Annotated in this window: 23 protein-coding genes, 1 pseudogene and 1 riboswitch; of the genes and pseudogenes, 13 read left to right on the top strand and 11 right to left on the bottom strand. The window is 70.1% G+C overall.

Going from position 1 to position 26,648, the window contains the following annotated elements; translation table 11 throughout:
* Positions 1–118: 118 nt before the first annotated feature.
* A complete protein-coding gene (locus ACZ7LS_RS08165; RefSeq protein ID WP_382524914.1) occupies positions 119–1,525 on the bottom strand; it encodes a family 2B encapsulin nanocompartment shell protein in 1,407 nt (468 codons plus the stop codon).
* A gap of 202 nt (positions 1,526–1,727) precedes the next feature.
* Between ACZ7LS_RS08165 and ACZ7LS_RS08160 the strand changes: the two genes are divergently transcribed.
* Both ACZ7LS_RS08160 and ACZ7LS_RS08155 read left to right on the top strand, forming a co-directional pair.
* Positions 1,728–2,318 (top strand): N-acetylmuramoyl-L-alanine amidase, encoded by a 591-nt coding sequence (locus ACZ7LS_RS08160; RefSeq protein WP_382524916.1) that lies wholly within the window; start codon positions 1,728–1,730, stop codon positions 2,316–2,318.
* 175 nt (positions 2,319–2,493) lie between these two features.
* Positions 2,494–3,564 carry a 1-aminocyclopropane-1-carboxylate deaminase/D-cysteine desulfhydrase gene (locus ACZ7LS_RS08155; RefSeq protein ID WP_385135349.1) on the top strand — a complete coding sequence of 357 codons (1,071 nt, stop codon included), beginning with the start codon at positions 2,494–2,496 and terminating at the stop codon, positions 3,562–3,564.
* Here the strand turns inward: ACZ7LS_RS08155 and ACZ7LS_RS08150 are convergent.
* Positions 3,546–5,141, bottom strand: a complete 1,596-nt coding sequence (locus ACZ7LS_RS08150) for a Na+/H+ antiporter (RefSeq protein ID WP_382878016.1) — start codon at positions 5,139–5,141, stop codon at positions 3,546–3,548. The two genes, ACZ7LS_RS08155 and ACZ7LS_RS08150, sit on opposite strands and share 19 nt — an antisense overlap.
* 35 nt (positions 5,142–5,176) lie before the next feature.
* Here ACZ7LS_RS08150 and ACZ7LS_RS08145 point away from each other — a divergent pair, with 35 nt between their 5' ends.
* The 3 genes from ACZ7LS_RS08145 to ACZ7LS_RS08135 all read left to right on the top strand — a co-directional run bounded on the left by ACZ7LS_RS08145 (position 5,177) and on the right by ACZ7LS_RS08135 (position 7,075).
* On the top strand, positions 5,177–5,437 hold the full coding sequence (locus ACZ7LS_RS08145; RefSeq protein ID WP_382524922.1) for a UBP-type zinc finger domain-containing protein: 261 nt from the start codon (positions 5,177–5,179) through the stop codon (positions 5,435–5,437).
* A 244-nt stretch (positions 5,438–5,681) separates the two neighbouring features.
* On the top strand, positions 5,682–6,095 hold the full coding sequence (locus ACZ7LS_RS08140) for an ATP-binding protein (protein WP_030352798.1): 414 nt from the start codon (positions 5,682–5,684) through the stop codon (positions 6,093–6,095).
* The gene (locus ACZ7LS_RS08135) at positions 5,984–7,075 is read left to right on the top strand and encodes an RNA polymerase sigma factor SigF (protein WP_382878019.1); all 1,092 of its coding nucleotides are present in this window, start codon (positions 5,984–5,986) and stop codon (positions 7,073–7,075) included. Before ACZ7LS_RS08140 ends, ACZ7LS_RS08135 begins: the two co-directional genes overlap by 112 nt.
* A gap of 40 nt (positions 7,076–7,115) precedes the next feature.
* On the opposite strand, the gene ACZ7LS_RS08130 is transcribed toward ACZ7LS_RS08135, so the two are convergent.
* Positions 7,116–7,556 carry a hypothetical protein gene (locus ACZ7LS_RS08130; protein ID WP_382524924.1) on the bottom strand — a complete coding sequence of 147 codons (441 nt, stop codon included), beginning with the start codon at positions 7,554–7,556 and terminating at the stop codon, positions 7,116–7,118.
* Between the two features lie 181 nt (positions 7,557–7,737).
* On the opposite strand from ACZ7LS_RS08130, the gene ACZ7LS_RS08125 reads away from it, so the two are divergent.
* A complete protein-coding gene (locus ACZ7LS_RS08125) occupies positions 7,738–8,706 on the top strand; it encodes a diacylglycerol/lipid kinase family protein (protein ID WP_385135347.1) in 969 nt (322 codons plus the stop codon).
* 317 nt (positions 8,707–9,023) lie between these two features.
* Positions 9,024–9,281: a WhiB family transcriptional regulator gene (locus tag ACZ7LS_RS08120; protein ID WP_004937597.1), complete on the top strand. Its 258-nt coding sequence runs from the start codon at positions 9,024–9,026 to the stop codon at positions 9,279–9,281.
* A 207-nt stretch (positions 9,282–9,488) separates the two neighbouring features.
* Here ACZ7LS_RS08120 and ACZ7LS_RS08115 read toward each other — a convergent pair whose 3' ends face one another.
* The 3 genes and pseudogenes from ACZ7LS_RS08115 to ACZ7LS_RS08105 form a co-directional block, all read right to left on the bottom strand.
* On the bottom strand, positions 9,489–10,985 hold the full coding sequence (locus ACZ7LS_RS08115) for a sensor histidine kinase (protein ID WP_382525077.1): 1,497 nt from the start codon (positions 10,983–10,985) through the stop codon (positions 9,489–9,491).
* A 400-nt stretch (positions 10,986–11,385) separates the two neighbouring features.
* Positions 11,386–11,919: pseudogene (locus tag ACZ7LS_RS08110) on the bottom strand (SIS domain-containing protein); the annotation flags it as partial.
* A 55-nt stretch (positions 11,920–11,974) separates the two neighbouring features.
* Positions 11,975–13,201 carry a PP2C family protein-serine/threonine phosphatase gene (locus tag ACZ7LS_RS08105; RefSeq protein ID WP_382970325.1) on the bottom strand — a complete coding sequence of 409 codons (1,227 nt, stop codon included), beginning with the start codon at positions 13,199–13,201 and terminating at the stop codon, positions 11,975–11,977.
* Positions 13,202–13,357: 156 nt separating this feature from the next.
* Between ACZ7LS_RS08105 and nagB the strand changes: the two genes are divergently transcribed.
* Positions 13,358–14,140, top strand: a complete 783-nt coding sequence (nagB, locus tag ACZ7LS_RS08100) for a glucosamine-6-phosphate deaminase (RefSeq protein ID WP_382524929.1) — start codon at positions 13,358–13,360, stop codon at positions 14,138–14,140.
* Between the two features lie 104 nt (positions 14,141–14,244).
* Here the strand turns inward: nagB and ACZ7LS_RS08095 are convergent, their stop codons facing one another.
* From ACZ7LS_RS08095 to ACZ7LS_RS08080, 4 genes are all read right to left on the bottom strand, one after another.
* A complete protein-coding gene (locus ACZ7LS_RS08095; RefSeq protein ID WP_382876954.1) occupies positions 14,245–15,795 on the bottom strand; it encodes a glycoside hydrolase family 3 protein in 1,551 nt (516 codons plus the stop codon).
* A gap of 8 nt (positions 15,796–15,803) precedes the next feature.
* A complete protein-coding gene (locus tag ACZ7LS_RS08090) occupies positions 15,804–16,709 on the bottom strand; it encodes a carbohydrate ABC transporter permease (protein WP_382524933.1) in 906 nt (301 codons plus the stop codon).
* Positions 16,706–17,701: a carbohydrate ABC transporter permease gene (locus ACZ7LS_RS08085; RefSeq protein WP_382524935.1), complete on the bottom strand. Its 996-nt coding sequence runs from the start codon at positions 17,699–17,701 to the stop codon at positions 16,706–16,708. The genes ACZ7LS_RS08090 and ACZ7LS_RS08085 overlap by 4 nt, the downstream gene beginning before the upstream one ends.
* 131 nt (positions 17,702–17,832) lie before the next feature.
* Positions 17,833–19,131, bottom strand: a complete 1,299-nt coding sequence (locus tag ACZ7LS_RS08080) for a sugar ABC transporter substrate-binding protein (protein ID WP_382524937.1) — start codon at positions 19,129–19,131, stop codon at positions 17,833–17,835.
* A 288-nt stretch (positions 19,132–19,419) separates the two neighbouring features.
* Here ACZ7LS_RS08080 and ACZ7LS_RS08075 point away from each other — a divergent pair, with 288 nt between their 5' ends.
* The 5 genes from ACZ7LS_RS08075 (at position 19,420) to ACZ7LS_RS08055 (ending at position 26,129) form a co-directional block, all read left to right on the top strand.
* Positions 19,420–20,184, top strand: a complete 765-nt coding sequence (locus ACZ7LS_RS08075; protein ID WP_382525079.1) for a GntR family transcriptional regulator — start codon at positions 19,420–19,422, stop codon at positions 20,182–20,184.
* 229 nt (positions 20,185–20,413) lie between these two features.
* Positions 20,414–20,671 carry a DUF3311 domain-containing protein gene (locus ACZ7LS_RS08070; protein WP_385135345.1) on the top strand — a complete coding sequence of 86 codons (258 nt, stop codon included), beginning with the start codon at positions 20,414–20,416 and terminating at the stop codon, positions 20,669–20,671.
* Positions 20,668–22,302 (top strand): monocarboxylate uptake permease MctP, encoded by a 1,635-nt coding sequence (gene mctP, locus ACZ7LS_RS08065; protein WP_382524939.1) that lies wholly within the window; start codon positions 20,668–20,670, stop codon positions 22,300–22,302. Before ACZ7LS_RS08070 ends, mctP begins: the two co-directional genes overlap by 4 nt.
* A gap of 139 nt (positions 22,303–22,441) precedes the next feature.
* Positions 22,442–22,569, top strand: a riboswitch (cobalamin riboswitch).
* A gap of 153 nt (positions 22,570–22,722) precedes the next feature.
* On the top strand, positions 22,723–25,116 hold the full coding sequence (locus tag ACZ7LS_RS08060) for a ribonucleoside-diphosphate reductase subunit alpha (protein ID WP_385135343.1): 2,394 nt from the start codon (positions 22,723–22,725) through the stop codon (positions 25,114–25,116).
* Positions 25,116–26,129, top strand: a complete 1,014-nt coding sequence (locus tag ACZ7LS_RS08055; RefSeq protein ID WP_385135341.1) for a ribonucleotide-diphosphate reductase subunit beta — start codon at positions 25,116–25,118, stop codon at positions 26,127–26,129. The genes ACZ7LS_RS08060 and ACZ7LS_RS08055 overlap by 1 nt, the downstream gene beginning before the upstream one ends.
* Here ACZ7LS_RS08055 and ACZ7LS_RS08050 read toward each other — a convergent pair.
* The gene (locus tag ACZ7LS_RS08050; RefSeq protein WP_129770410.1) at positions 26,126–26,641 is read right to left on the bottom strand and encodes an ATP-binding protein; all 516 of its coding nucleotides are present in this window, start codon (positions 26,639–26,641) and stop codon (positions 26,126–26,128) included. The genes ACZ7LS_RS08055 and ACZ7LS_RS08050 overlap by 4 nt on opposite strands.
* Positions 26,642–26,648 lie beyond the last annotated feature (7 nt).

The raw sequence follows: 26,648 nt of genomic DNA, 5'->3' as shown, positions 1-26,648 counted from the left end.
TTGAAACCCCCCCCCCCCCCCCCCCCCCCCCCCCCCCCCCCCGCCCCCCCCCCCCTCCCCCCCCCCCCCCTCCCCCCCCCCCCCCCCCCCCCCCCCCCCCCCCGCCCGGTCGGTCACCTCATCCCCAGCGGCCCACTTCCACGTTCTCCAGCACACCGACGGCGTCCGGCACCAGGATGGCGGCCGAGTAGTAGGCCGTGACCAGGTACGAGATGATCGCCTGCTCGTCGATGCCCATGAAGCGGACCGACAGGCTCGGCTCGATCTCGTCCGGGATCCCGCTCTGCTGAAGGCCGATGACACCCTGCTCGGCCTCGCCCGTACGCATACAGATGATCGAGGTCGTCCGGGCGTCCGAGACCGGGATCTTGTTGGACGGGAAGATCGGCACCCCGCGCCAGGCGGGCACATGATGGCCCGCCACCTCCACACTGGCCGGAACGAGCCCCCGCTTGTTGCACTCGCGCCCGAACGCGGCGATGGCCCGCGGGTGCGCGAGGAACATCTTCGAACCGCGGCGGCGGGAGAGCAGCTCGTCCATGTCGTCCGGGGTCGGTCCGCCGTCGTGCGGCTGGAGCCGCTGCCCGTAGTCGCAGTTGTTGAGCAGACCGAATGCGCGGTTGTTGATCAGCTCGTGCTCCTGGCGCTCGCGCAGCGCCTCGACCGTCAGCCGCAACTGCTGCTCGGTCTGGTTCATGGGCTGGTTGTAGAGGTCGGCGACCCGGCTGTGCACCTTCAGCACGGTCTGCGCGACGCTCAGTTCGTACTCGCGCGGCGCCGCCTCGTAGTCCACGAACGTATGGGGCACGACGCTCTCGCCGACATGGCCGGCGGACAGATCGATCGCGGCCTCGCCGTACTTGTTGGTGCGCTGGTGCGGTACGGACACCACCGCCGCCAGATGGGCGCGCAGCGACTCCTCCCGCTCGGCGAGGTTGCGTACGTCCCGCCGGCTGAGCACCAGCACGGTGCAGGCGGTCGCCGCGCGTGCGGTGTACTCCCAGGTGGCCTCCCCGTCCACCAGGGCCTGTTCGCCGAAGTACGCCCCGTCGGCGAGCACTTCGAGCACCGCGTCGTCCCCGTAGGGTCCCGAGCCCACCTTCTCGACCCGGCCGTGCGCCAGCAGAAAGACCTCGTCCGCCGCGTCGCCGGAGGCCACCATCACCTGGCCCGCCGCGAACTCCCGCTGCTCGCAGCGGCGCGCCAGCTCCGACAGCACGCCCTCGTCGCCGTACGCGCGCAGCGCGGGCAGTTCGCCGAGCTCGCCGGGGATGACCGCCACCCGGTCCCCCGTCTGCACGAACGTCACGCGTCCGTCGCCGACCGCGTAGCTGAGCCTGCGGTTCACCCGGTACGTTCCGCCCTGGACCTGCACCCAGGGCAGCATGCGCAGCAGCCAGCGTGAGCTGATCTCCTGCATCTGCGGTACCGATTTGGTGGTGGTCGCCAGGTTCCGCGCCGCGGCCGTTCCCAGACTCTGCTGGGTCGGCGGCTGCCCTGCGAGAACCTCGTTACCAACCGACATGAAGTCTCCCCTTCGATCATGTGCTGACCTGCGAGAAGAATGGTTCCATCACGTGGCGTGCATACGCCATTACACATATGAGTGGGACTGGATGACCCGTAACGGGGAATTACACGCGCAAGCTCGTCATGTCCGGACACCGAACCCCGGACTCCGGACATCGAACTCCTGAGCCCACACACCGCACCGCGAGGAGTCGACCATGGCCCCACCCATGTCCGCCGCCCAGTTCCTCAACGCCCTGAAGAGTGAAGGGCTGACCGTCGTCGAGGTCGGCGACTGGCGTACGCACAATCGCGACCGGCAGGGCCCCTGGGGGCCCGTTCACGGCGTGGTGATCCATCACACCGTCACCCGCGGCACGGACGCCACGGTGCGGCTCTGCAGGGACGGCCACGACGCACTGCCGGGGCCGCTGTGCCACGGCGTGATCGCGAAGGACGGCACGGTCCATCTGGTCGGCTACGGGCGCGCCAATCACGCCGGGGCGGGCGACGGCGACGTCCTGAAAGCCGTGATCGCCGAGAAGCGCCCGCCCCAGGACAAGGAGGCCGACACCGACGGGAACCGGCATTTCTACGGCTTCGAGTGCGAGAACCTGGGCGACGGCGAGGACCCGTGGCCCGAGGCCCAGTTGGCCGCGATCGAGAAGGCGGCGGCCGCGGTCTGCCGGCACCACGGCTGGGGCGCCCGGTCGGTGATCGGGCATCTGGAGTGGCAGCCGGGCAAGGTCGATCCCCGCGGCGTCACGATGGACTCCCTGCGGGACCGCGTCCACGACCGGCTGAAGTGACGGGACCCGTGCCACGCCGACGGAGCACGTGCCACGCGACGCGGCCAGTGCCGCGCCGACAGGGCTCGTGCCACGCGACGGGGCTCGTGCAGCGCCGACAGGGCTCCCGCCGCGCCGGGACCGGCGGCGCTCCCCGCGCCGCACGCCGCCCCGGCCGGGACGCCACAATGAAGGGGTGCCCCGCCCCGAGACGCCCGACCTCGCCGCCCTGCGGCCCCGGCTGCCCTCGCCGCTGGAGCCCGCCGACGACGAGCGCTTCGCGCGCCACGGCGTACGGCTGCTGCTCAAGCGCGACGACCTGATCCACCCCGAACTGTCCGGCAACAAGTGGCGCAAACTGGCCCCGAATCTGCGCGCCGCCGCCGCGAGCGGCCGGCGGACGCTGCTGACCTTCGGCGGCGCGTACTCCAACCATCTGCGCGCGACCGCCGCCGCCGGGCGGCTCCTCGGCTTCGCCACCGTCGGTGTCGTACGGGGCGAGGAGCTGGCGGACCGGCCGCTCAATCCGTCGCTCACCCGGTGCGCGGCCGACGGGATGCGGCTGTGCTTCGTGGACCGCGCGGCCTACCGGCGCAAATCGGAGCCCGGGGTGCTGGCCGCGTTCCTCGGCCGGGCGGGGCTGGACCCCGACGCCGTGTACGTCGTACCGGAAGGCGGCAGCAACGCGCTCGCGGCCCGGGGATGCGCCGAGCTGGGCCGGGAGCTGCGCGGAGACCTGCATGGGGATCCGCACGGAGACACGCGCGGCGCGGCCGGGACCGTCGTCGCCGTGGCCTGCGGCACCGGCGGGACGCTCGCGGGGCTCGCCGCCGGGCTCGGCGGCGGCCCGCGGGCCGTGGGATTCCCGGTGCTCAGGGGCGACTTCCTGGAGCGGGAGATACGGCGGCTCCAACAGGCGGCGTTCGGCGGCCCGGTGGGCGACTGGCGGCTCGACGGACGCTTCCACTTCGGCGGCTTCGCCCGTACCACCCCCGCGCTCGACGCGTTCGCCGGGGAGTTCGGGGAGCGGCACGGGCTGCGGGTGGAACGTCTCTATGTCGCCAAAATGCTGTACGGGCTGACCACACTGGCCGAGGAGGGCGCCTTCCCGCCGGGCACGACCGTCGCCGCCGTCATCACGGGCGGCCCGGAGCCGTCCGCACCGCAACCGTCCCCACCAGGTATGTCCGGGCCGGAGCCGTCGCGGCCGGGTCCGTCCGACCGGGAGCCGTCCCCGCCCGAGCCCTCTCAGCCCTCCTCCCGGTAGGCCGCCGCCTCCTCCAGGTCCAGTCTGCGCAGCAGCGTCCGCATCATCTCGTCGTCGATCCGCCGCCGGTCCCGCAGTTCCACGAACACCTCGCGCTCCGCCTCGATCATCTCCCGCGACAGCCGACGGTAGGTCTGGTCCGCCGACTCCCCCGTCACCTCGTTGACCGCCCCGAGCCGCTCCCAGACCGCGTTGCGGCGGCGCGCCAGCACATGCCGGAGCCGTTCGGCCAGCGGCGGCGGCAGCGCGTTGCGTTCATCGGCCAGCAGGACGTCCAGCCGCCGTTCCGCCGCCCCCGACGCCTCGCTCTGCGCCTGCGCCTCGGCGAGGGTCTCGGCCTGCCGGTCGCGGCCGGGGATCTTCAGCAGCCGGATCAGCGGAGGCAGGGTGAGGCCCTGCACCACCAGTGTGCCGATCACGGTCGTGAAGGTCAGGAACAGCACGAGATTGCGCCCGGGGAACGGACGGCCGTCCGCCAGCGCCAGCGGGATGGAGAACGCGATCGCCAGCGACACCACCCCGCGCATCCCGGCCCAGCCGACGATCAGCGGCGCGGTCCAGTTGGTGTCCGGTTCGCGCTCCCTGATCCGCGCGGACAGCGCGCGGGGCAGGAAGGTCGCCGGATAGACCCAGACGAATCTGACCGCCACGACCACCACGAAGACGCCCACCCCGTACAACAGGGCCTCCCCGACCCCGTACTCCCCGAGTCCCTTGAGCACATGGGGCAGCTGGAGTCCGATCAGCGCGAACACCGCCGACTCCAGGATGAACGCGATCATCTTCCACACCGCCGCCTCCTGGAGCCTGGTCTCGAAGTCGACCTGCCAGGAACGGTGTCCGAGATAGAGCGCGACCACCACGACGGCCAGCACCCCGGACGCGCCCAGGTGTTCGGCCAGCGCGTAGGCGAGGAACGGGATGAGCAGCGAGAGGGTGTTCTGCAGCAGTGCCTCGGTCAGATGGGTACGCAGCCAGTGCAGCGGCACCATCAGTACGAGCCCCACCCCGATGCCGCCGAGCGAGGCGAGCGCGAACTCCCCGATCCCGCCGGCCCAGCTCGCGCCCGCGCCGACCGCCGCGGCCAGCGCCACCTTGAACGCGGTGATCGCGGTCGCGTCGTTCACCAGGGACTCGCCCTGGAGGATGGTGGTGATCCGGTTCGGCAGCCCCAGTTTGCGCGCGATGGCCGTGGCCGCGACGGCGTCCGGCGGTGCGACCACCGCGCCCAGCACCAGCGCGGCGGTCAACGGCAGATCGGGCACCAGCAGATACACCAGCCAGCCGACCGCGACCGTCGCGAAGAGGACATAGCCCACCGACAGCAGCGCGACCGGTCTGAAGTTCGCGCGCAGATCGAGATACGAACTGTCCGCCGCGGCCGTGTACAACAGCGGCGGCAGCACCAGTGGCAGCACGATGTGCGGATCCAGTGTGTAGTCCGGTACACCCGGCACGTACGAGGCGCCCAGCCCCGCGGCGACCAACAGCAACGGCGCGGCCACCGGTGTCCTGCGGGCCGCCCCCGCGATAGCCGCGCTGCCTGCCACCAGCGCGATCAGCGGCAATACGTCCATTCCACGTCCTTCGCACCCGTCGTAACCTGGTCATCATGAGTGAGTGCCCCCACATCGCGGAACTGCCGCGCCCCGAACCGGCGCCGCGCGCCGACACCTGCCGCGAGTGCCTCACGTCCGGCAGCAACCCCGTACAGCTGCGGATGTGTCTGGTCTGCGGGGAGATCGGCTGCTGCGACTCCTCGCCATACCAACACGCGACACAACACTTCAAGGACACGGGTCATGCCGTGATGCGGAGTGTCGAGCCCGGGGAGAGCTGGCGGTGGTGCTATGCGGACGGTTCGATCGTCTGACGACTGGGTACGTCAACCCTCCGCCGGTTCTTCGTAATTGGACGCCACAGACCCCTAGCCACTTTCTGTGTTCATATGCTTACCATGAGTGACAGTCGCTGGGTGGGGGTCCCGGCGACACAGCACCATGGATCGCGATAGCGTCGCCACTCCAGACCGGCTACGTACCGACTACGTACCGCAAGGCTCCTGGACATCCCCTGTCCCTGAGCCCAGAAGAGCTTGTGCCACCTTGGAGGTGAGGGTGTCCCAGATCGCAGGCGAGCCCGGGACCCAGGACTTCGTGGAAGTCCGGCTGCCCGCTGCGGGTGCCTACCTGTCCGTGCTGCGTACGGCCACGGCCGGCCTCGCGGCGCGCTTGGACTTCACCCTCGACGAGATCGAGGACCTCCGCATCGCGGTGGACGAGGCCTGCGCGATCCTGCTCCAGCAGGCCGTACCGGGCTCCGTACTCAGCTGCGTTTTCCGGCTCATCGAGGACGCGCTCGAAGTGACCGTGTCGGCGCCCACCACCGACGGGCGCGCGCCGGAGCGCGACACCTTCGCCTGGACAGTGCTCTCCGCGCTGGCCGGCAAGGTCGACTCGACGGTCGCGGAGGACCGTACGGTCACCATCAGCCTCTACAAACAGCGCGGCGCGGGACCCGGGCCGGCGTGAGGAACGGGGACGGTCCGGTGCGTGACGAGGGGCGCATCCCACGGGAGCCGCGGGAAGGGCACGAAGCTCCGTCGGAGCCGGCGCCTGCCCCCGCGGGCATCCCGGAGCAGCAGGCCCGCCCCCATCCGGAGGACGGACTTGACGGCCAGAGGGCCGCGGCGGAGCAGGCGCAGGCAGAGCGGGCGGCCACTATGAGCGAGCAGCACAACGACAAGCACCACGATCCACATGACCGCAGCGGGGCGCGGGCGATGTTCATCGAGCTGCGCAAGCTGCCTGACGGCTCGCCCGAGAAGGCGGACCTCCGCAATCAGCTGGTGCGGATGCATCTGCCGCTGGTCGAGCATCTGGCGAGACGGTTCCGCAACCGCGGCGAGCCGCTCGACGATCTGACGCAGGTCGCCACCATCGGTCTGATCAAGTCCGTGGACCGTTTCGATCCCGAGCGTGGTGTCGAGTTCTCGACCTATGCGACACCGACGGTCGTCGGGGAGATCAAGCGGCATTTCCGGGACAAGGGCTGGGCGGTCCGGGTGCCGCGCCGCCTCCAGGAACTGCGGCTCGCCCTGACGACGGCCACCGCCGAACTCTCCCAGCAGCACGGCCGTTCGCCCACGGTCCATGAGCTGGCGGAGCGGCTCGGCATCTCGGAGGAAGAGGTCCTGGAGGGGCTGGAGTCCGCCAACGCGTACTCCACCCTGTCGCTGGACGTCCCGGACACGGACGACGAGTCGCCCGCGGTCGCGGACACACTGGGCGCGGAGGACGAGGCGCTGGAAGGCGTCGAGTACCGCGAATCGCTCAAGCCGCTGCTGGAGGATCTGCCGCCACGGGAGAAGCGGATTCTTCTGCTGCGGTTCTTCGGCAATATGACGCAGTCGCAGATCGCGCAGGAGGTCGGCATCTCGCAGATGCATGTCTCGCGGCTGCTGGCCCGCACGCTCGCGCAGCTGCGCGAGCGGCTGTTGGTGGAGGAGTAGGAGCCGGCGCCGGGGCCGCGCCGCCGACAGGCGCCGGCGGCTAGCGCGTGGAGTCGCCGGCCGGGCCCCGGATGCCGAGGGCTTCCGTCGTGGTCGGGTTGACCAGCAGGACCAGCCCCGTCACCGCGACCACCGCGAGCGCGATCCCGGCCGGGATCATGCCGCCCGTGGAGGTCAGCAGCGTATAGGCGACGGGCAGCGCCATGATCTGGGTGATCAGCGCGGGCCCCCGGCTCCAGGCGCGCCGCAGCAGCAGCCCGCGCGCGGCGATCAGCGGGATGACACCGAGCACGATCAGGGTGATCCCGCCCATCTCCGCCTGGCTCGGGCTGTCGGGCTTCCCGAGCAACCCCATCACCAGCAGATACACACCGCCGGCGACCAGGGCCAGGGCTTCGAGCCCACAGGCGCCGGCCGCCGCGGTCAGGCGCGGAGGGCGCGGGGAGGATGCGGGGGCGGTCTGCTCACTGCTGCTGCTCACCTCTGCAGGGTAACCACAGGGCCGCCGCGCACCCCCCGGCAGACCCCCACCGGACTCCGGCGTTCCGGTCCGGCGGACCGTGGCGCCCCGCCCCGGGGACCCCGGCGTCCCGGTCCGGCAAATGCGGCGTCCCGGACTCCCGGGGACGACCCTCCGGTGCCCGGCCGGTAATCTGCTCGGCATGCGCGCACTTCTCGTGGTCAATCCGGCAGCAACCACCACCAGTGCCCGCACACGTGACGTACTGATCCACGCGCTCGCCAGTGAGATGAAGCTGGAAGCGGTGACCACGGAATACCGTGGACACGCCCGTGACCTGGGCAGACGGGCCGCCGACTCGGATGACATCGAGCTGGTCGTCGCTCTCGGCGGTGACGGCACCGTCAACGAGGTCGTCAACGGACTGCTGCACAACGGCCCCGATCCCGACCGGCTGCCGCGCCTCGCGGTGGTGCCCGGCGGCTCGACCAATGTCTTCGCCCGCGCGCTCGGGCTGCCCAATGACGCGGTCGAGGCGACCGGCGCGATCCTCGACGCGCTCGCCCTGCGGAGCGAACGTACGGTCGGTCTGGGACTGGCGGCCGGGACGCCGGGTACCGAGGACGAGTCCGTGCCGTCCCGCTGGTTCACCTTCTGCGCCGGCTTCGGTTTCGACGCGGGAGTGATCGGGCGGGTCGAACAGCAGCGGGAGCGCGGGAAACGGTCGACGCACGCGCTCTATGTGCGCCAGGTGGTACGCCAGTTCTTCGAGGAGCCGCACCGGCGGGGCGGGCTGATCACACTGGAACGCCCCGGTGAGGATCCGGTGAAAGATCTTGTCCTCTCCATAATCTGCAACACCGCTCCCTGGACCTACCTGGGCAATCGTCCGGTGTACGCGTCCCCCGCGGCCTCTTTCGATCTCGCGCTCGACGTTCTCGGACTGAGCAGAATGTCGACTCCCGCGGTCGCCAGATATGCGGCCCAATTGCTCACTTCGACCCCCGATCGGGGCCCTCACGGACGCCATGCGGTGTCCCTTCACGACCTCACCGACTTCACCTTGCATTCCAAGGCGCCCCTCCCCTTCCAGATGGACGGCGACCACCTTGGACTGCGCACGAGCGTGACGTTCACAGGCGTACGCCGTGCACTGCGTGTGATTGTGTGAGTGGAAGGGGCCAAAGTCCTTTCACTCGAACGTTTAGGCTGGCATCCACCCCATGGAAGTACGGCTGTGACCTAGTCGACACCGAGGAATCAAAAAAAACTTTCCAGAAGGGGTTGTATCCGCCGCCGAGGTTTGCGAATCTCTACATGGCGCTCGGGACGGCCCGCAACATCGGCCTCCCTGAGAGCCAGAACCCCTCCTCAAACCAAGGACCCCACCAGTTTCTGCTGGCGGTCGGCCCTTCCCTTGTCGAGGGATTCGTGAAAGCGTTCACATTCACAAGCAATCTGCATGTAATACCAAGAGAGGTAGCAGCCATGGACTGGCGTCACAACGCCGTTTGCCGCGAGGAAGACCCCGAGCTGTTCTTCCCCATCGGCAACACCGGTCCTGCGCTGCTGCAGATCGAGGAAGCCAAGGCCGTCTGCCGTCGCTGCCCCGTCATGGAGCAGTGCCTGCAGTGGGCGCTTGAGTCCGGTCAGGACTCGGGTGTCTGGGGTGGCCTCAGCGAGGACGAGCGCCGCGCTATGAAGCGCCGCGCCGCTCGTAACCGGGCGCGTAACGCGACCGCCTGAAGCACCCCCGCCAGCCCTGGCCGGCGGAGCGTACAGCGTGTACGCATCGACCCGCCCCCGAAACGCAGCGCGCAGTACCCCCCGATGCGCATCGCAAAGTGAGCTTCGAGCCGAGCCCCGGACCGTCACCACGGTCCGGGGCTCGCTGCTGTGCCGGGCACGCCGCCCAGCTCTGCCGGACCCCTCTGCCGGGCTCCCGTACGAAAGCTACTTCTGGGGCTCCACCGGAATGTCCAGCAGTACGCGCGTACCGCGCACCGGCGCCGGCACCATGTCGAAGCCGCCGCCCAACTCCCCTTCCACCAGGGTCCGTACGATCTGGAGCCCCAGGTTCCCGGCCCGCCGCGGATCGAACCCCTCGGGCAGCCCGCGCCCGTCGTCCTGCACGGTGATCATGAGCCGGGCGTCCGAGCGGGTCCCCTCCCGGCGCTTGGACCCGGGCGCCTCTCCGCTGCGGACGGCCGAGACATCGACCCGGCCCTCCTCCCCCGGCGCGAAGGCGTGCTCCAGCGCGTTCTGGAGAATCTCGGTCAGCACCATCGAGAGGGGCGTGGCCACTTCGGCGTCGAGCACGCCGAACTTCCCGGTGCGGCGGCAGACGATCTTGCCGGGCGAGATCTCGGCGACCATCGCCAGCACCCGGTCGGCGATCTCGTCGAACTCGACCCGCTCGTCCAGATTCTGAGACAGCGTCTCGTGCACGATGGCGATCGAACCGACGCGCCGTACGGCCTCGTTGAGCGCCTCCCTGCCCTGCGCGGAGTCCATCCGCCTGGACTGGAGCCTGAGGAGCGCGGCGACCGTCTGGAGGTTGTTCTTCACCCGGTGGTGGATCTCCCGGATGGTGGCGTCCTTGGTGATCAACTCGCGCTCGCGGCGCCGCAGTTCCGTCACGTCGCGGAGCAGCACCAGCGAGCCGATCCGGATGCCCTTGGGTTTGAGGGGGATGGCGCGCAGCTGGATGACCCCGCCGCTGCCCTCCACCTCGGTCTCGCGGGGCGCGTAGCCGCTGGCCAGTTTGACCATGGCCTCGTCCACCGGGCCGCGCGCGGGGGCCAGTTCGTCGGTGGTGCGGCCGAGGTGGTGTCCCACCAGGTCGGACGCGAGTCCCAACCGGTGATACGCGGAGAGGGCGTTGGGGCTCGCGTACTGGACGACCCCGTCCGCGTCGAGCCGGATCAGCCCGTCACCGACGCGCGGGGAGGCGTCCATGTCGACCTGCTGGCCGGGGAAGGGGAAGGATCCGGCGGCGATCATCTGGGCCAGGTCGGAGGCGGACTGGAGGTAGGTGAGCTCCAGCCGGCTGGGCGTGCGGACCGTGAGCAGATTGGTGTTGCGCGCGATGACCCCGAGGACCCGGCCGTCGCGCCGTACGGGGATGGACTCGACCCGTACGGGCACCTCCTCACGCCACTCGGGGTCGCCCTCCCTGACGATCCGCCCCTCGTCGAGCGCCGCGTCCAGCAGCGGCCGGCGGCCCCGCGGGACGAGATGGCCGACCATGTCGTCCTGGTAGGAGGTGGGTCCGGTGTTGGGGCGCATCTGGGCGACGGACACATAGCGGGTGCCGTCGCGGGTGGGGACCCAGAGCACGAGATCGGCGAAGGAGAGGTCGGAGAGCAGCTGCCACTCCGAGACCAGCAGATGGAGCCACTCAAGGTCCGACTCACTGAGGGCCGAGTGCTGGCGTACGAGGTCGTTCATGGAGGGCACACAGGCGAGCGTACCCGCGGCGTGAACCGGTACGGGCCGTGGTCTGTACTGGAGGGTATGAAGGGAAATAGGCTCGGTACACGCATGGACAGGCCAGAATGGTCTAGTCCACAATGGTGTATGAGCCTCCGCCCTCCCCGCACAGGAGGGTGGACCGAGGTGCCGGCGCTCTCTGCCCTGACTGCGACGGGACCTCTCCCAACGGCCACGCGGGACCGCACACCCGCCGGCCGTAGCAACTCCGGGCTGCGGTGCCGTACGGGTTGAGGGTCCCGTCGCGGCGCCGCGGCCCGCGGGTACGGACCCGCGAGAGCCCGCGAGACCCATCGGCGGGTACGGATCCCGCCAGACTCATCCGCGGATACGGAGCCCGGCCTTCCGGAGCGCGCGGTCAGCCGGTCTCCGGAGTCTTCGCCATCGTGCGCGGCGCGTCCGGATCGTGGCCCCTGGCGATGGCGATCTCGTGAGCCAGCAGCTGGAGCGGCAGAATCTGCAGGATCGGCTGCAGCTCCTCGGGAACGGCGTCCGCCGGCAGCACGAACCCCGCCGACGCGGCATCGGTCTCCCGCTGGGACCCCACCGCGCACAGGTCGGCGCCCCGGGCCCGCAGCCGCGCGAGCACCGGCTGAAGGGCTTCGCCGCCCTTGCCCTCGGGGACGACCGCGATCACCGGCGAGATGGTGTCGACCATCGCGAGCGGGCCGTGCAGCAGATCCGCGCCGGAGTAGGCGAGCGCGGGGAGGTAGCAGGTCTCCATGAACTTGAGCGCCGACTCCCGCGCCGTCGGATAGCCGTACCCCCGGGAGATGACGACCATCCGCTCGGCGAACCGGTAGCGCGAGGCGAGCGTCCGCACCTCTCCCGTGCGCGCCGGCACCCGTTCCGCGAGATCCGGCAGACCGCCGGCCGCCGCGCCGTCCCCGCCGTCGGACCGCCTCCGCGCGCCCCGCCGTCCGTCCGCCCCCGGGTGCTTCGGCCGCTCAGAGCCGGACGATGACCAGGGCCGTGTCATCGGTGGCCCCGCTGGGTGGCAGCAGGTCGAGCAGGAGCACGTCGGCGAGGGTTTCGGGGGCGGCGCCCCGGTGGCGGGCGAGGGAGCCGGCGAGGCGGGCCAGGCCGCTGTCGATGTCCTCGTCGCGGCGTTCGATCAGACCGTCGGTGTAGAGGATGAGCGTGTCACCCTCGCCGAAGGCGGTGGCGGCCTGGGGGCGGGCGGCATGGACGGGGCGGGCACCGAGCGGGGGGTCGGTGGCCCGGTCCAGGAACTCGACGCCGCCGTCGGTGCGCAGCAGGGCCGGCGGGGGGTGGCCCGCGCTGCTGTAGGCGAGGGTGTGGCTGTCCCAGTCGATGGAGATCTCCACGGCGGTGGTGGACTCGGCGCCGTCGACGGAGCGGGCGTACAGACCGAGGACGTCCAGGGCCTCGGCCGGGCCGCCGGCGACGCGGGAGGCGGCACTGAGCGCGCTGCGCAGCAGGCCCATGACGCCGGCGGCGTGCAGGCCGTGGCCGACGACATCGCCGACGGAGACGCCCATGCGGTCGCCGGGCAGGTCGATGAGGTCGTACCAGTCGCCGCAGACGTTCAGGGAGCCGACGGCGGGCCGGTACCGTACGGCGGCCCGGTGGTGGCCCACGTCCGCGGGGGCGGGCAGCATCGCCTTCTGGAGGGCGAGGGCGACCTCGCGTTCGCGGGCGTGCGCCAGGCGCAGGCGTTCGTTGACCTCCTGCAGTTCGCGGGCGCGGGTGTATAGCTCGGCTTCGAGCACGCGGGTGGTCGAGGTGTCGGGGGCGCTGCGCGCCTTGATGAGCTGGGTGACCTCCTCGACCCGGTGCACCACCAGGGCGACGCGGCCGTCGGCTCCGAACAGCGGGACGTTGACCGGGCTCCAGTAGCGCTCCTCCCACTCGCCGGGCCGCTCCTCGCAGTGGACGTCGTAGCGCTGGAGGGCCATGGCGTCGCGCTCGCCGGTGGCCACCACGCGCCGCAGCGAAGCACCCAGGTTGCGCACGCCGCTGGCGGCGGGGTCGCCCGGGTTGTCGGGGAACACGTCGAACAGATACCGGCCGATCACCTGCTCGCGGCTGCGCCCGGCGGAGAGCAGGTAGGCCTCGTTGGCGTCCGCGTAGACCAGCTCGGGTGTCAGCAGGGCGACCATGCCGGGCAGCACCTGGAACACCGCCGCGTAGTCGATCACGTCGTCCGTCATGCCGTGCCCGCCTTCAGCGCCCATCACCACCAGGCCGCTCATCCACGATAGGAGCACCCGGGCGGGCGTGCCGGACAACCCGGTCGGCGACGGGCGCCCTCTGCTAGAATTGGTCTATACCACAAACGTCTCATTTCCAGATTGGCAGGGTCCAGCGTGGAAGTTGTCATCGTCCCGAACGCCGCGGCAGGTGGCGAGCTGATCGCGGACAGCATCGCGGGCCTGCTGCGCCGCAAGCCGGGCGCTCTGCTCGGCGTGGCCACCGGCTCGACCCCCCTGCCCATCTACCAGGCGCTGACGGCCAAGGTGCGCGCCGGTGAGGTGGACGCCTCACGCGCGCGGATAGCCCAGCTGGACGAGTACGTGGGGCTGCCCGCGGGCCACCCCGAGTCGTACCGCTCCGTGGTCCTGCGCCAGGTCGTCGAGCCGCTGGGGCTGAGCGAGAGCTCCTTCATGGGCCCGGACGGCGCCGCCGAGGACGTCCAGGCGGCGTGCGAGGCGTACGACCGCGCGCTGAGCGAGGCCGGCGGGGTGGATCTCCAGCTGCTCGGCATCGGTACGGACGGGCACATCGGCTTCAACGAGCCCTGCTCCTCGCTCGCCTCGCGTACCCGCATCAAGACGCTGACCCGGCAGACCCGCGAGGACAACGCGCGCTTCTTCGACAGCCCCGAGGAGGTGCCGCACCATGTCATCACGCAGGGCATCGGCACCATCCTGGAGGCCCGCCACCTGGTGCTGCTCGCCACCGGCGAGGGCAAGGCGGAGGCGGTCGCGCAGGCCGTCGAGGGCCCGGTCGCCGCGCTCGTACCGGCCTCCGCGCTCCAGCTCCACCCGCACGCCACGGTCGTCGTGGACGAGGCGGCGGCGTCCCGGCTGAAGCTCGCCGACTACTTCCGCGCCACGTTCGCGTCCAAGCCGGACTGGCAGGGCATCTGAGCCACCGCCCCGCCCGCCCGCACATGACGGTGCCGGGCCGCCCCCGCGAAGGGGCGGCCCGGCACCGTCGTGTCAGAACCGGACCGGGAACCGGTCGCGTACGGTCACTCCCGGCGGCCCGTGATGACCTCCGCCGCGGCCTGTCCGCAGACCCGAGCGGCGCCATGGGTCGCGATGTGCAGCGCGCCCCTGGGCTCCGCCTCGTTCACGCCCATCTCGACCACGATCGTCCCCGGGCGGGCGGCCAGCACGGCGTCCAGCGCGTCGGACATCCAGCGGTGGCGGTGCGCGTCGCGCACGACGGCGACGATCGTACGGTCACCGGCGGCGGCGAGCAGCTCGCCGGCCGACGCGACCGGGTCCTTGCCGGCCGCTCCGGCGCCGCTGTACGAGCCCGTCTCCGTACCGGGAAGCAGCCGCCCCAGCTCGGCCGCGACGCCCCACGGGGTCTCCTCGCCGACGGCGATGTTCGCGACGGGGGTGAACGCGGCGACGTACGGCGCTTCCGTGAGCGGCTCCGCGCCGCCCGTCACCCGCACCGCGCGGCGGGCCGCGACAAGACCGATCCCGGTGTCCGGCGCGGACGCGGTGCCGGGCGCGGTCCCCTCCTGCGAATCCGCGCCCGGCTCCGAAGCCCCCCTGACCCGACGCGTCCAGTCGGCGAGGCCGCGCACTCGCGCGGCCGCGTCGGCCAGTCGCTCCTCGGGCAGTTCGCCGTTGCGTACCGCCGCCACCAGCGCGTCGCGCAGCCGCAGCACGGTGTCCTCGTCCGCCAGGCCGCCGCCGACGCAGATGGCGTCGGCGCCCGCGGCGATCGCGAGGACGGAGCCGCGCTCGATCCCGTACGCCGAGGCGATGGCCCGCATCTCCATGCCGTCGGTGATGATCGGGCCCTGGAAGCCCAGCTCCTCGCGGAGCAGACCGGTGAGGATCCGTCGGCTGAGGGTCGCCGGGCGGTCCGGGTCGAGCGCGGGAAGCAGGATATGCGCGCTCATGACCGATTTGGAACCCGCCGCGATGGCCGCGCGGAAAGGCAGCAGGTCGCGGGCGTTCACTGTGTCGAGATCCACGTCGATACGGGGCATCGCGTGGTGCGAGTCGACGGAGGTGTCGCCGTGTCCGGGGAAGTGCTTGGTGCAGGCGGCGACCCCGGCGCTCTGGAGCCCCTCGACATACGCGGCGGTGTGCCGGGCCACCAGCGGCGTGTCGGCGCCGAAGGACCGTACGCCGATGACGGGGTTGTCCTGGTTGGAGTTCACATCGGCCGAGGGGGCCCAGTTGAGGTTGACCCCGCACGCGGCGAGCCGCCGGCCCAGCTCCCGGGCGACGGCCCGGGTGAGGTCCACGTCGTCGACGGTGCCCAGGGCGTAGTTGCCCGGGAAGGAGGAGCCGTGCCCGACCTCCAGACGGGTGACGTCGCCGCCCTCCTCGTCGATCGCGACGAGGACGTCGTCCCGCTCGGCCCGCAGCCGCTCGGTGAGCGCGGCGAGCTGCTCGGGCGAGGCGATGTTGCGGCCGAAGAGCCCGACGGAGGAGAGGCCCTCGCCGAGGCGGCGCAGCAGCCAGTCAGGGGCGGTGGTGCCCAGGAAGCCGGGCTGGAGCACGGCGAGCGCGTCGCGCGTGAGGGTGTCCGTACTGCTTACAAGTGTGGTCATCGGCGGTTCTAGCCCTTCACTGCGCCGGAGGTGAGGCCGGTGGCCATGTACTTCTGCACCAGCAGGAAGAAGGCCACGACCGGGATGGCGATCAGGGTCGAGGCGGCCATCAGGGCCCCGTAGTCGATACCGCGCGAGGTGGTGAAGTTCATCAGCCACACGTTCAGCGTGTACTTGTCGTTGTCCTGGAGGACGACGTAGGCGAGGAGGTACTCGTTCCACGCCGTGATCAGGGAGAAGATCGCCGCCGCGGCGAGACCGGGGGCGAGCAGTGGGAAGGTCACCCGCCAGAAGGCGCCCATCCGGCTGCAGCCGTCCACCATCGCGGACTCCTCCAGCTCCGGCGGGATGTTGACGATGAAGCCGCGGATCATCCAGGTCGCGAAGGGCAGCGTCGAGACCAGGTAGATGACGATGACGCCCCAGTACTCGTTGAGCCCGCCCAGGTCGTTGAGCTGGATGTAGATGGGGATCAGCATCGCGGTCGGCGGCAGCAGCTGCACGACGAGCAGCACGATCATGAAGAACTTGCGGCCGCGGAAGTGGAAGCGGCCGATGGCGAAGGCGGCGATGGTGGCGAGCAGCATGCCGCCGATGACCGCGACGCCGCAGACGATCAGGCTGGACTGGATGGCCGTGCCGAAGTTCGGCTGGTCGATGGCCCGCTGGAAGTTGTCGAAGGTCAGCGATGACGGCCAGAGGGTCTGGTCGTAGCTGCGGATCTCGTGGTTCGGCCGCAGGGCGCTGATGATCAGCCAGTACACCGGGAAGGCCATGAGGACGAAGACGGCCAGGCCCAGGATGTTGTAGACGAGCCGGTTCTTCTTGCGGTCCTGGCGCAGGACCTGCCGGGCGTCCGGCGCGGTGCCCCGCTCGGTGTCCGGGCGGAGGGCCTGGGAGGTGGAGGCGCTCATTCGACCTCTCCGATCTTGAGCAGCTGACGCAGGTAGTACACGGCGACACCGGAGAGCAGCAGGACCGTGATGAGGGAGATGGCCGCACCCTGGCTGAACGAGTTGGACTCGAAGGCCTTCTCGAACGAGTAGATCCCGAGGACCGAGTACTCCGGCTCCGGCTTGTTGCCGCGGATCAGGAAGATCTGGCCGAAGATATTGAAGTCCCAGAGGACGGACAGCGTGGCCACCATCTGGAACACCGGCTTGATGACCGGCCAGGTGACATAGCGGAAGACCCCGGCCACGCCCGCGCCGTCGAGCGCCGCGGCCTCCTCCAGCTCCCGGGGGACCTGGGTGAGCGCCGCGTAGAGCGTGACGGCGACGAAGGGGATGGCGCCCCAGACGACGACGGCTCCGATGATGAGGAAGCCCTGCTTGGGGTCGAGGAACCAGTTGTGGCCCTGGGCGTCGATCCCGAGGTACTTGGTCAGCACCATGTTCAGGACGCCGTAGTCGGAGTCGGCGAACCAGCGGAAGATGGACGTCGCCACCAGCAGCGGCATCGACCAGGCGGCCACCAGCGCCGCGGTGAGCAGCAGCCGTACCCAGGTGTCCATGCGCTGCATCAGCATGGAGATACCGAGTCCGAGACCCATCGTGGCGACCACACAGGCGACCATGAAGATGAGGGTCCGCCAGACGACGGCCCAGAACTCGCCGTCGCCGAGGATGTTGGTGAACTGCTCGAAGCCCACCCACGGGGCGGCCTCCCCGGTCCACAGCTCACGGCGGCCGACGTCCTGGAAGGACATGAGGATCGTCTTGATGAGCGGCCAGACGAAGACGGCGGCGATCGCGACGAACGCGGGAGCTATCAGGAGATACGGCAGCAGCGCGCCGGCCTTGCGCCGCTTGCGCTGCCCGCCCGCGGGCGGCTGGGAGCCGGATCTCTCGGCGACGCGTGCGACGGCTACCGGAGGGTCGGCTGCTTTCATGTCGGCGGCACTCACTGTGCGGGCCTTCCGTTCGGACCTGGTACCGGAGGACGGGGGGCGGCGGAGCCCTCGCGGGCCTGCCACCCCCCGTAGGCGATCAACAGAGTCGGAGACACATGAGCCGGGGGCTCATGGGCTCGTGGGACTCAGGACTCCTCGTTGATCAGCTGGTTGATCTCCGCGTCGGCCGCCTTCGTGGCGTCGGCCACCGACGTGCCCTTGATGATGTCGAGCAGCATCACCTCAAGGGTTTCCTTCTTCTCGATGGCGGTCCAGCCGGGGGCGATCGGGGTGAACCACGCGTCCGGGACGGCGTTGGCGATCGGCGCGGTCTCCGGCTTCGCCTTCAGCGGCTCCAGCTGCTTGGTGTTGTTCGGCAGGATGTTCTTGGAGGCGAGGACCTCCTGCGACTTGCCGCTGGTGAAGGCCGCGATCCACTCCTCGCCGAGGTCCTGGACCTTGGACTTGGAGATGGTGGCGAGGTCGGAGCCGCCGATGAAGGACGGCAGGGCCTTGCCGTCGGGGCCGGGCATACCGGCCGTGCCGATCTTGTCCTTCAGCTTCGGGTTGCCGTTGGTGGCGGAGTCGACGACGCTGCCGGCCTCCCAGCCGTTGCCGTAGAGAAGCGCGGTCTTCTCGTTGGCCATGACGTTGGCGTGGTCCTGCTCGTCCTTGGTCTTGTCGCCGTGGTTGTACTTCTTCACCAGGTCGACGAAGTGCTGGATGCCCTTCTGGGCCTCCGGGGTGGAGAGGGTGGCCTTCCACTCCTTCGCGCCCTCGTCGTACTCGGCTATCCGACCGCCGTACGCCGCGACGTAGGACATGGCGGCGTACCAGTAACGGCCCGGCAGGTAGAGCGGCGAGAACGCCTTGTCCTTGCCGTACTTGGCGCCGACCTTGTCGAGCGCCGTGGCCAGCTCGGCCTCGGTGGTGGGCAGCTGGTCCGAGCCGGTGCCGGCCTTGAACATGTCCTTGTTGTAAATGGCCACGCGCGCACCGGCGTAGTAAGGCACGCAGTACTGCTTGCCCTCGAAGGCGCAGGTGTCCTTCAGACCCTTGATCCAGGTGTCCGAGTTCTCGTACTTCTTCGGGTCGATCTCGCCGAGCGCACCGTTGAGGATGTACGTCATGGTCTCGGTGTTGCCGAGCTCGACGACGTCGGGGTACTTGTCACCGGCCAGCGCCGCGTCGAGCTTCTTGGCCTTGTCCGCCCACTGCTGGTACTGGACCTTGACCGTCACGTTCGGATACTTCGCCTTGAACTGCGCGTTGACATCCTTGACCAGCTCCGGCCAGGTGCTCTGCGCGTCCGACATGAGCCAGACGGTCAGCGTCTCCTTACGGTCCTTGGGATCCTTGGACGCCGTGCCTTCATCCGAACCACACGCGGCAAGTCCGACCATCATGCCCGCGACGCCGACCGCCGCGATGAGCTTGCGCTTCACGCCACCCTCCTCAGGGATGCTGCAACCCCTGCCCACCGCGAAGACCGCGAAGACTTACGACGAGTACTGCTGGGGCTGGGACCTGGTCTTTAATGGTTTAGACCAGTACGGGGAGCTTGGCCTAGACCTTTAGGGGTGTCAAGGGTGTATAAGAAGGGCAGTCGTGTCCGTTATCGGACCGACACCTGAGGCAGGGCGACGACCCGTGGCCGGACCGTGCCACCATGTGAGCCGCGACAGACGGAGGAGCCGGTGACGGCAGCAGCACAGGAGTCGGGAAGGCAGGCCATGGCCACGGACGGGGGCGGCACGGAGACCGAGGGCGGACCCGTCACCCGCACGGCGCGCGTGCCCAAGTACTACCGGCTGAAGCGCCACTTGCTCGATATGACGGAGACGCTGCCGCCGGGTACGCCGGTGCCTCCGGAGCGTACGCTCGCCGCCGAGTTCGACACCTCACGCACCACCGTGCGCCAGGCGCTCCAGGAGCTGGTGGTCGAGGGCCGGCTCGAACGCATCCAGGGCAAGGGCACGTTCGTCGCCAAGCCCAAGGTCTCGCAGGCGCTCCAGCTCACCTCGTACACCGAGGACATGCGGGCCCAGGGCCTGGAGCCGACCTCGCAGTTGCTGGACATCGGCTACGTCACCGCCGACGACACCCTGGCCGGGCTGCTGGACATCACCACCGGCGGGCGCGTGCTGCGCATCGAACGGCTGCGGCTGGCCAGCGGCGAGCCGATGGCCATCGAGACCACCCACCTTTCGGCCAAACGCTTCCCCGCGCTGCGCCGCTCGCTCGTCAAGTACACATCCCTCTACACGGCGTTGGCGGAGGTGTACGACGTCCATCTCGCCGAGGCCGAGGAGACCATCGAGACCTCGCTGGCCACCCCGCGCGAGGCGGGACTGCTCGGTACGGATGTCGGGCTGCCGATGCTGATGCTCTCGCGGCACTCCCTGGACGCGGCCGGCGAGCCGGTGGAGTGGGTGCGGTCCGTCTACCGGGGCGACCGCTACAAGTTCGTGGCCAGGCTGAAGCGCCCGGCCCACTGACAGCACGGCCCGTCCACCACCGACAGCGCGCGCCGCGCACGGACAGCACGGCCGCGCACGGACAGCACGCGCCGCCCCCGGCACGCGCCGGGGCGGCGCGCCCTCCGGCACCGCCCCTGTCCGCATACCGTTGCCGTAACGAGTTGCTGCCAAGGGGTGACGCTGACCAGCGCCTTCGCTTAGATTTCCTGCTCATTACCACAGGCGATCATCGAGGGACGGAGCCGCGGTGTCAGAAGTTCCGGAGGAGAAACGACCCCCCACGGTCACCCCTGCGCGGGTGATCATCGCCCTCTGTCTCCTGGCGCCCTTCGTGGCGATGCTGTGGGTCGGGTCCTACGCGAAGATCGAGCCGACCTTCATCGGCATCCCCTTCTTCTACTGGTACCAGATGCTCTGGGTCCCGGTCTCGGCGGTGCTCACGATGACGGCCTACCAGCTGTGGAAGCGTGACCAGCGCTCCCGCAAGGGAGGTGCGCCGGCATGAAGGACGGCGTGAACGGCGTGGCACTCGCCGTCTTCATCTTCTTCTTCGTGGCCGTCACGGTCATGGGGTTCCTGGCGGCCCGCTGGCGCAAGGCCGCCAACGAGAACAGCCTCGACGAATGGGGCCTGGGCGGCCGGTCGTTCGGCACCTGGGTCACCTGGTTCCTGCTCGGCGGCGACCTCTATACGGCTTACACGTTCGTGGCCGTACCGGCGGCGATCTACGCGGCGGGCGCGGCCGGCTTCTTCGCCGTGCCGTACACGATCCTCGTCTACCCGCTGATCTTCACCTTCCTGCCCCGGCTCTGGTCGGTGTCGCACAAGCACGGCTACGTCACCACCTCCGACTTCGTACGGGGCCGGTTCGGCTCGAAGGGCCTGTCGCTGGCGGTCGCCGTCACCGGCATCCTCGCCACGATGCCGTACATCGCGCTCCAACTCGTCGGCATCCAGGCCGTGCTGGACGTGATGGGCGTCGGCGGCGGTGAGAACACCCACTGGTTCATCAAGGACCTGCCGCTGCTGATCGCCTTCGGTGTGCTCGCCGCGTACACCTACTCGTCGGGGCTGCGCGCGCCCGCGCTGATCGCCTTCGTCAAGGACACGCTGATCTACATCGTGATCGTCGTGGCGATCATCTACATCCCCATCAAACTGGGCGGGTTCGACGACATCTTCGCCAAGGCGGGCGACGCCTTCGCGCAGACCAACCCGGCGACCGGCCAGCCACGCGGCTCGCTCGCGCCGGGCGAGGCCGGGCAGTGGGGCTACGCCACGCTGGCGCTCGGTTCCGCGCTCGCGCTCTTCATGTATCCGCACTCCATCACGGCGACGCTCTCCAGCCGCAGCCGTGAGGTGATCCGGCGCAACACCACGATCCTGCCGCTGTACTCGCTGATGCTGGGTCTGCTGGCGCTGCTCGGCTTCATGGCGATCGCCGCCGGGATCAAGGTGGACAACGGACAGCTGGCGATCCCGCAGCTCTTCGAGACGATGTTCCCCGACTGGTTCGCGGGGGTGGCCTTCGCGGCCATCGGCATCGGCGCGCTGGTGCCGGCCGCGATCATGTCGATCGCCGCGGCGAACCTCTTCACCCGCAACATCTACAAGGACTTCATCAGGCCGGACGCCACGCCCGCGCAGGAGACCAAGGTCTCGAAGCTGGTCTCCCTGCTGGTGAAGGTGGGCGCGCTGGCCTTCGTCCTGACCATGGACAAGACGGTCGCGATCAACTTCCAGCTGCTGGGCGGGATCTGGATCCTCCAGACGATGCCGGCGCTGGTCGGCGGCCTGTTCACCCGCTGGTTCCACCGCTGGGCGCTGCTCGCGGGCTGGGCGGTCGGCATGATCTACGGCACGGCGGCGGCGTACGGCGTGGCCAGCCCGACCCAGGCGCACTTCGGCGGCTCGTCCAAGGAGATCCCGGGCCTGGGCGAGATCGGCTACATCGGCCTCACCGCGTTCGTGCTCAACCTGGTGGTGACGGTGGTGCTCACCTTCGCCCTGCGCGCGGCCAAGGCGCCGGAGGGCACGGACGAGACGAGCCCCTCCGACTACACGGCGGACGCGGGCGATCCGGGCGTGAAGGCCGAACTCCCCGCGGCGACCTCGGGCGCCCCCGGAGGCCACTGACGGACGGCCGTACGGCGCGACGGGCCGCCGGATCCCTTGGTACGAGGGGGATCCGGCGGCCTTTCGCTGTCCGCCGCGGGCCCGGACGGAATGACGCACGACACAACATCTGGGGGGTGGCACCCGAGCCAGCCCCCACATGTATGCTCGACCTCGCTGTCACGCAGGGGAATCCGGTGCGAATCCGGAACTGTCCCGCAACGGTGTGATGTGGTGTGCTTTGCCATACCCACGAGTCCGAACACCTGCCGACAGTGCGTCCGCTTCGACCGAATCGGACGCCGAGACGTCCGGGCCTCGTGGATGGGCCGGTGGGCGCCGTACGCCGTGCTGCCCGCATCCGGGCCGTACGCCCCGTACCGCGAGAACAAGCCCGCTCCCCTCCCCGACGGCCCAGAGCCGAGCGAGGGAGAGCACCACGTGACCATCGCGCCAGCCGATCCGGCTTCAGGCATCTCCGAGGCCGCCGCGCGGGCGGCCGACGGACCCGGGTCCGCACTGCTGCGGACCCTGACGGACCTGACCGCCGATCTGCCCGACACCGACCCCGGAAGAGTCGCCGCCGCCGCGCTGCGCGGCCGCAACGCCCGGTCGGACGAGGCCGAGCTGCGCGCGCTCGCCACCGAGGCGGCCGCGGGGCTGATCTCGGAGGACCCCGCCTACTCCCGGCTCGCGGCCAGGCTGCTGACCCGCACCATCGCCGACGAGGCCGCGGGCCAGGGCGCCGTGGCGTTCTCCGCGTCCGTCGCCACCGGCCACCGCGAGGGCCTGATCGCGGACCGTACGGCCGGCTTCGTCACGCTGCACGCCGACTTCCTCGACGCGCTCGTCGACCAGGACGCCGACGACCGCTTCGGCTACTTCGGGCTGCGGACCCTCTACAGCCGCTATCTGCTCCGCCACCCGATCACCCGCCAGGTCATCGAGACCCCGCAGCACTTCATGCTGCGCGTCGCCGCGGGACTCGCCGAGGACGACAGCGCCCGCGCGCTCGACGAGGTCGCCGCGCTCTACCGGCTGATGAGCCGGCTGGACTACCTCCCCTCCTCCCCCACCCTCTTCAACTCCGGTACGCGCCACCCCCAGATGTCCTCCTGCTATCTGCTGGACTCCCCGCTGGACGAGCTGGACTCGATCTACGACCGGTACCACCAGGTGGCGCGGCTCTCGAAGCACGCGGGCGGCATCGGGCTCTCGTACTCCCGTATCCGCTCGCGCGGTTCGCTGATCCGGGGCACCAACGGGCACTCCAACGGCATCGTCCCGTTCCTGCGCACCCTCGACTCCTCGGTCGCGGCCGTCAACCAGGGCGGCCGGCGCAAGGGCGCGGCCTGCGTGTACCTGGAGACCTGGCACGCGGACCTGGAGGAGTTCCTGGAGCTGCGCGACAACACCGGCGAGGACGCCCGCCGTACGCACAATCTGAATCTCGCGCACTGGATCCCGGACGAGTTCATGCGCCGGGTCGAGTCGGACGGCGACTGGTCCCTCTTCTCCCCCGCCGACGTGCCGGACCTGGTCGACCTGTGGGGCGACGCGTTCGACACCCGCTACCGCGAGGCGGAGGCCGCGGGACTGGCGCGCAGGACCGTCCCGGCCCGGGAGCTGTACGGCCGGATGATGCGTACCCTCGCCCAGACGGGCAACGGCTGGATGACCTTCAAGGACGCCTCGAACCGTACGGCGAACCAGACCGCCGAGCCCGGCCGCGTCGTCCACTCGTCCAATCTCTGCACGGAGATCCTGGAGGTGACGGACGACGGGGAGACGGCCGTCTGCAACCTCGGCTCCATCAACCTCGGTGCGTTCGTGCTGGAGTCGGGGGACATCGACTGGGAGCGGCTCGACGAGACCGTCCGCACGGCCGTGACCTTCCTCGACCGGGTCGTGGACATCAACTTCTACCCGACCGAGCAGGCCGGTAACTCCAACGCGAGGTGGCGCCCGGTGGGCCTGGGCGCGATGGGCCTCCAGGACGTCTTCTTCAAGAAGCGGCTGCCCTTCGACTCCGCCGAGGCCGCCGCACTCTCCACGAAGATCGCCGAGCGGATCATGCTCGCCGCGTACGAGGCGTCCTGCGCGCTCGCCGAGCGCGACGGCCCGCTCCCCGCCTGGTCCGAGACGCGCACCGCGCGCGGGGTGCTGCACCCCGACCACTACGACGTGGAGCTGAACTGGCCGGAGCGCTGGGAGGCGCTGCGCGCCCGGATCGCCACGACCGGCATGCGGAACTCGCTGCTCCTCGCCATCGCCCCGACGGCGACGATCGCCTCGATCGCGGGCGTGTACGAGTGCATCGAGCCACAGGTCTCCAACCTCTTCAAGCGCGAGACGCTCTCCGGGGAGTTCCTCCAGGTCAACTCGTACCTGGTGGACGAACTGAAGCGGCTCGGCGTCTGGGACGCGCAGACACGCGAGGCGCTGCGCGAGTCCAGCGGCTCGGTGGCGGGCTTCACCTGGATCCCGGCGGAGGTGCGGGAGCTGTTCCGCACGGCGTGGGAGATCCCGCAGCGCGGCCTGATCGACATGGCGGCGGCCCGTACGCCGTTCCTGGACCAGAGCCAGTCGCTGAACCTGTTCCTGGAGACGCCGACCATCGGGAAGCTCAGCTCGATGTACGCGTACGCCTGGAAGAAGGGCCTGAAGACGACGTACTACCTGCGCTCGCGCCCGGCGACGCGCATCGCGCGGGCGGCAGGGGGGTCGTCGGCGGCCCGGCCGGCGCCCGTCCCCGTACCCGCGCAGATGACGCCCGACGAGGACGCCATCGCCTGTTCCCTGGAAAACCCCGAGTCCTGCGAGGCCTGCCAGTAATGACCACTTCGGAGAAGAACCTGCTGGACCCGGGCTTCGAGCTGACGCTCCGGCCCATGCGCTACCCGGACTTCTACGAGCGCTACCGCGACGCGATCAAGAACACCTGGACGGTGGAGGAGGTCGACCTGCACTCCGACGTCGCCGACCTCGCCAAGCTCTCCCCCGGCGAGCAGCACATGATCGGGCGGCTGGTCGCGTTCTTCGCGACGGGCGACTCGATCGTGTCGAACAACCTGGTGCTGACGCTCTACAAGCACATCAACTCCCCCGAGGCGCGGCTCTATCTCTCCCGCCAGCTCTTCGAGGAGGCCGTACACGTCCAGTTCTATCTGACGCTGCTGGACACGTACCTGCCCGATCCGGCGGACCGCGCGGCGGCCTTCGACGCGGTGGAGGAGATCCCGTCGATCCGCGAGAAGGCACAGTTCTGCTTCAAGTGGATGGACTCTGTCGAGACGATCGACCGCCTGGAGTCGAAGGCGGACCGCCGGCGCTTCCTGCTGAATCTGATCTGCTTCGCGGCCTGTATCGAGGGGCTGTTCTTCTACGGCGCGTTCGCGTACGTCTACTGGTTCCGCTCGCGCGGCCTGCTGCACGGCCTGGCCACCGGCACCAACTGGGTGTTCCGTGACGAGACGATGCATATGAACTTCGCGTTCGAGGTCGTGGACACCGTACGCAAGGAGGAGCCGGACCTCTTCGACGACGCCCTTGAGCAGCAGGTCACGGACATGCTGAAGGAAGCGGTCGAGGCGGAGCTTCAGTTCGGCCGCGACCTGTGCGGCGACGGCCTGCCGGGCATGAACACCGAGTCGATGCGCGAGTACCTGGAGTGCGTCGCGGACCAGCGCCTCCAGCGCCTGGGCTTCCCGGCGGTCTACGGCTCCCAGAACCCGTTCTCGTTCATGGAGCTCCAGGGCGTCCAGGAGCTGACGAACTTCTTCGAGCGCCGCCCGTCGGCGTACCAGGTCGCGGTGGAGGGCACGGTCGGCTTCGACGACGACTTCTAGGCCCGCGCGTCCAGGCGCTGGTAGTCCACCTCGGCCCAGACGGTCTTGGTGGTGTACGCGTCACGCACGCTCCACCCCCACCGGTCGGCATACGCGGCGACGAGCAGCAGCCCGCGCCCGTTGGTCACGTCCGGTGGGGGCGGCGGGGTCAGACCCGGGACCCGGGGAAGCCGGTCGGGCCGGGTATCGAGGACCTCGACCCGGACGACGACGGCCGAGAGCGCCAGCCGCACCTCGAAGTCCCGCCCGGGGGTACGGCCATGGGTGACGGCGTTCGCGGCCAGCTCCGCGACGACGGCCACGACCACGGCGCCGGTGGCCGTCGCACGCGGAATCCCCCACTCCTCCAACTGCTGCGCGGCGAGCAACCGCGCGAGCCGCGCGCCGCGATGGCTGGAACTGAGCCTGATCCGAGACGGCGGATACAGGGGCGAAAGCGGCGGAGGAGCGGCGAGCTGGGCGGGGGCGGTCGGCTCCGTCGGGGCGACAAGGGAGGCAATTTCCGACTTCATAGGGTAA

It is taken from the genome of Streptomyces sp. NPDC039430 (assembly GCF_055639435.1).
Note: the sequence above shows the minus strand (reverse complement) of the source record. Positions and strands in the feature narration are given on the sequence as shown.